This window comes from Oceaniovalibus sp. ACAM 378, assembly GCF_008085915.1.
GTDB lineage: Bacteria > Pseudomonadota > Alphaproteobacteria > Rhodobacterales > Rhodobacteraceae > Oceaniglobus.
On sequence record NZ_VSJK01000064.1, the window covers coordinates 1 to 1745 of the forward strand.

Genomic DNA, 1745 nt, shown 5'->3' on the forward strand with positions numbered 1-1745 from the left:
AAACCAAGGAAATCTATTACATGACTGGAATTCATCACACCCAACTTTTGGACCAAGACAGAAATTTCGTAGATACCGATGTTGATGACAGACATAGCAAGGTGCCTCCCCGGATAACTATAGAGCAAAGCATTGAGGCCTACGATTTGGCTGTTCAATCGAATGCCATCTTCTCTTTCGAAGACCTGCTTCGCAGCGGCACATGGCACAAATACGAAAAGCGCGCGTCGTCGCTGGCCCGCAAACATTCGTCCTGCGATCCCTACATCAGCTATCTGTCTACTGATCATATAAATGGGTGGACGAGTGCCAACAGTCGCCAGAGCTATCGATCCGCGCTGATACGGATGGCGGCCAAAGAAGTATTAGAAATGATCCCGATCTACTGGCGCCAAATGATCACTGATGAGAAAAATGCAGACAACCGAAAACGTCTCCTTCGATCTCTTGAACGGCATTTCGGTAAAGATGTATTTGATCAGATAGGAAATGTTAAAGAGCGATTCCCGGTTGGTCAGGGACCTCAATTGGCCAGTGCCATTAACTTTCTGTTGGAGGTGCGGCCGGACCCACATCATAAAGCGCTGCGAAATCGCCCTACCAAAGAGGCCAGCTGTAAGGAATCTCGTAAGTCCCGCTCATTGGCATCAAAGAAAACCGCCCTCTACGCGCTCCACCGACATCAACGACGCAAAGCGCAAACTTTTCCGAACTACGATTGGCGATCCCATTTCTGGACGAGGGCGGTCTTACCGGATGATCATCTGGATGATCACCGCCGTGCCTGCATCGCAACACTCATGTTAACCGGATGCCGACCGTCTGAATTCAGCGAAGGCCTGGGTATTACCGTCCGGAAGATGACAGTGGGCGATCATCCATCTCTAATGTTTGAGATTAGGGGCGCGAAAGTGTCCGCAGAGATCGGGTATCATCTAGGCAAAGGACAGGACCACCGCGAGATAGAGATGATGTGCCGAACCGATGAAGCCTTATGGCTGTTCGATCAGGTCTCGCGCAGGGCTGAAGGCTGTGTTGCCCTCCAGCTTCCAGTTGCGACCCATAAGCAGACCGGCGAGATGTTGATGCCAAGTGAGCGCCATAGGCGGGTCTCGGTCAGCTTGGAAAAGCGTGTTGCCCGGTTGGGAAAGATCGCCTTTCCCAAGTTGCGACATCACCTGACACCATATGTATTCCGGCATGCGTTCACATCTGATTTTAAAGCAGGAGGACATGAGTTCGACGCGGCTGATCTCGCGGCGGCTCTTGGGCATCAGAGTGTACGAACGCAAGAGCATTACGGAAGCGCAAATACAGCGCGCGGCCTAATCGGAAGCCGCGCGCTGCAGGTCACTAACGTGAGATCTTCGACGCCTGTGCGCCAGCCAGAGCGGCAGGGCTATCCATCGACGGAACACCCGGACCCAACCAACGTTGGCTTCCCCTTGTGAGTTGTAGCGATAAAGTGCCAACAACAAGCAGCGCCTTCGCGTTTTTCTGAAGTGCAATCCCGTGTCGGTTACTCAACCTTTTTAACCTAACGAATTCGTTTGAGGCGTCGCCAACCCGTTTGGCTGCACAGTAATCTGATCCAGCCAGTTTTTGAGCGCGTCGTCTTCGAGCATACGCGCCTGGTTCAGGGCATCGGCCATCTGACGCAAAAGGGGCTCATTTTGAACAAGTACAACCAGCGCGCGGGATTCGGCCTTGTCAAGTCGGCTCCGGACGCGTGCAGCGTTCTCCGG

Annotated in this window: 2 protein-coding genes; one reads left to right on the plus strand and one right to left on the minus strand. The window is 53.0% G+C overall.

What is annotated here, in order from left to right:
• On the plus strand, positions 1 to 1451 hold a 1451-nt coding region (locus FQ320_RS25125), incomplete at its 5' end, for a tyrosine-type recombinase/integrase (RefSeq protein ID WP_222861729.1).
• 81 nt (positions 1452 to 1532) lie between these two features.
• Here FQ320_RS25125 and FQ320_RS26225 read toward each other — a convergent pair.
• The coding region (locus FQ320_RS26225; RefSeq protein WP_222861730.1) for a hypothetical protein at positions 1533 to 1745 on the minus strand (213 nt) is incomplete at its 5' end.